The 2,705-nt window shown below is 40.7% G+C and carries 1 rRNA gene; it reads left to right on the forward strand.

Going from position 1 to position 2,705, the window contains the following annotated elements:
- The first annotated feature begins 456 nt into the window (after positions 1-456).
- Positions 457-1,960: ribosomal RNA gene (locus tag I6852_RS07835) — 16S ribosomal RNA — on the forward strand.
- The last annotated feature ends 745 nt before the right edge of the window (positions 1,961-2,705 follow it).

Raw genomic sequence — 2,705 nt, forward strand, 5'->3', positions numbered from 1 at the left:
TTTCAGCAAGGGCTTTTAAAAAGCCGCTTGATACCTTACAAGGATAGCTGATTAAAAGCAAACGATCTTTGAAAACTAAGCAAATTGATAGAAGTTCTTTTTAAAGGGATATTCTAAAACAAAGTAAGTAATGACTGACTAAATAGAGTGAGGGTTTTTATAACTTTCATTCTTTTATAAGAAATTCTTATCCAACCAGTGCCAATCAATTTCATTGATGTGATTATTGATATGATTATGATTGATGACTGAATGGCATGAGAGTATTTTAAGGTTAGCGTTTAGCTAAACCTTTTTAAAAAGTTTCTTTCTGTTTTGTTGTTGTAATACTTAAGAACACAACCCGTTTTATTCAATAAAGAATAAAGTATAAAACGAGTTCTTGTGATACGCTAAAGCTATTGTTAGAAATAATGATAGCCTATCAAAAAACAAAAGAGCTTTAGGACAAACACTTTTATGGAGAGTTTGATCCTGGCTCAGAGTGAACGCTGGCGGCGTGCCTAATACATGCAAGTCGAACGATGAAGCTTCTAGCTTGCTAGAGTGCTGATTAGTGGCGCACGGGTGAGTAACGCATAGGTCATGTGCCTCTTAGTTTGGGATAGCCATTGGAAACGATGATTAATACCAGATACTCCCTACGGGGGAAAGATTCATCGCTAAGAGATCAGCCTATGTCCTATCAGCTTGTTGGTAAGGTAATGGCTTACCAAGGCTATGACGGGTATCCGGCCTGAGAGGGTGAACGGACACACTGGAACTGAGACACGGTCCAGACTCCTACGGGAGGCAGCAGTAGGGAATATTGCTCAATGGGGGAAACCCTGAAGCAGCAACGCCGCGTGGAGGATGAAGGTTTTAGGATTGTAAACTCCTTTTGTTAGAGAAGATAATGACGGTATCTAACGAATAAGCACCGGCTAACTCCGTGCCAGCAGCCGCGGTAATACGGAGGGTGCAAGCGTTACTCGGAATCACTGGGCGTAAAGAGCGCGTAGGCGGGATAGTCAGTCAGGTGTGAAATCCTATGGCTTAACCATAGAACTGCATTTGAAACTACTATTCTAGAGTGTGGGAGAGGTAGGTGGAATTCTTGGTGTAGGGGTAAAATCCGTAGAGATCAAGAGGAATACTCATTGCGAAGGCGACCTGCTGGAACATTACTGACGCTGATTGCGCGAAAGCGTGGGGAGCAAACAGGATTAGATACCCTGGTAGTCCACGCCCTAAACGATGGATGCTAGTTGTTGGAGGGCTTAGTCTCTCCAGTAATGCAGCTAACGCATTAAGCATCCCGCCTGGGGAGTACGGTCGCAAGATTAAAACTCAAAGGAATAGACGGGGACCCGCACAAGCGGTGGAGCATGTGGTTTAATTCGAAGATACACGAAGAACCTTACCTAGGCTTGACATTGAGAGAATCCGCTAGAAATAGTGGAGTGTCTGGCTTGCTAGACCTTGAAAACAGGTGCTGCACGGCTGTCGTCAGCTCGTGTCGTGAGATGTTGGGTTAAGTCCCGCAACGAGCGCAACCCCCTTTCTTAGTTGCTAACAGGTTATGCTGAGAACTCTAAGGATACTGCCTCCGTAAGGAGGAGGAAGGTGGGGACGACGTCAAGTCATCATGGCCCTTACGCCTAGGGCTACACACGTGCTACAATGGGGTGCACAAAGAGAAGCAATACTGCGAAGTGGAGCCAATCTTCAAAACACCTCTCAGTTCGGATTGTAGGCTGCAACTCGCCTGCATGAAGCTGGAATCGCTAGTAATCGCAAATCAGCCATGTTGCGGTGAATACGTTCCCGGGTCTTGTACTCACCGCCCGTCACACCATGGGAGTTGTGTTTGCCTTAAGTCAGGATGCTAAATTGGCTACTGCCCACGGCACACACAGCGACTGGGGTGAAGTCGTAACAAGGTAACCGTAGGTGAACCTGCGGTTGGATCACCTCCTTTCTAGAGAAAAGCTTTTAACATTCGCTTGTTAAAAGCCAAAGAGTATTACCTGACAAAAGAACTTCTTTTGCTTAGTTTTGAAAGATTGAGCTTATTCTTTCTTTTTTTACTTCTTGATTGTTTTTAATATTTGCTTGCTTATTTTTTGTTATTTCTTAATACTTATATTTTTAGTTGTTAGTGTCTTTATATTTAATGTTTAATGTGTTTAGTTTACTTGTGTTGGTTTCTTAAATCTTATTTCTTGCTTGCTTGATTTTAATCGCTTATGGTTTTTGTTTGTTGTGTTTGATTTTTTACTTTGTTTATTCTTATGCTTTAATGTTTGGTTTTTTGCTCTTCAATTGAAGTTAGTGTTTTCTTGTTTGCTGCTTTAAATTTTTTTTGCTAGTTGTGTTGGATTTAGCGTTGAGCTTTCTTAATTCTTTTGTTTAGATTTATTGCTTCTTGTTTTTTTAATGTTTAATGTTTAATGATTTTAATCGCTTGATTTTGTTTTTTACTGCTTATGGCTTTTGTTGTTTCTCCTTGTTTTCATGTGTTTTGGTTGCTTGCTGTTTGTTGTTTCTTATTTCTTAATGTTTGATTTTTGCTTTTGGTGTTTTTGGTGGGTCTGATCTGATTGTAATTGAATGCGTTTGGATTTGAAAACTCCGTTCCCATCAAGTATTGATGTTTAAAGCCTTATTTTTATAGTTTGAAGTTTTATCTTATAGTGAAAATCATAAGAGGGTGGGATTATTTT

Source organism: Helicobacter pylori (assembly GCF_015904775.1).
GTDB lineage: Bacteria > Campylobacterota > Campylobacteria > Campylobacterales > Helicobacteraceae > Helicobacter > Helicobacter pylori_DM.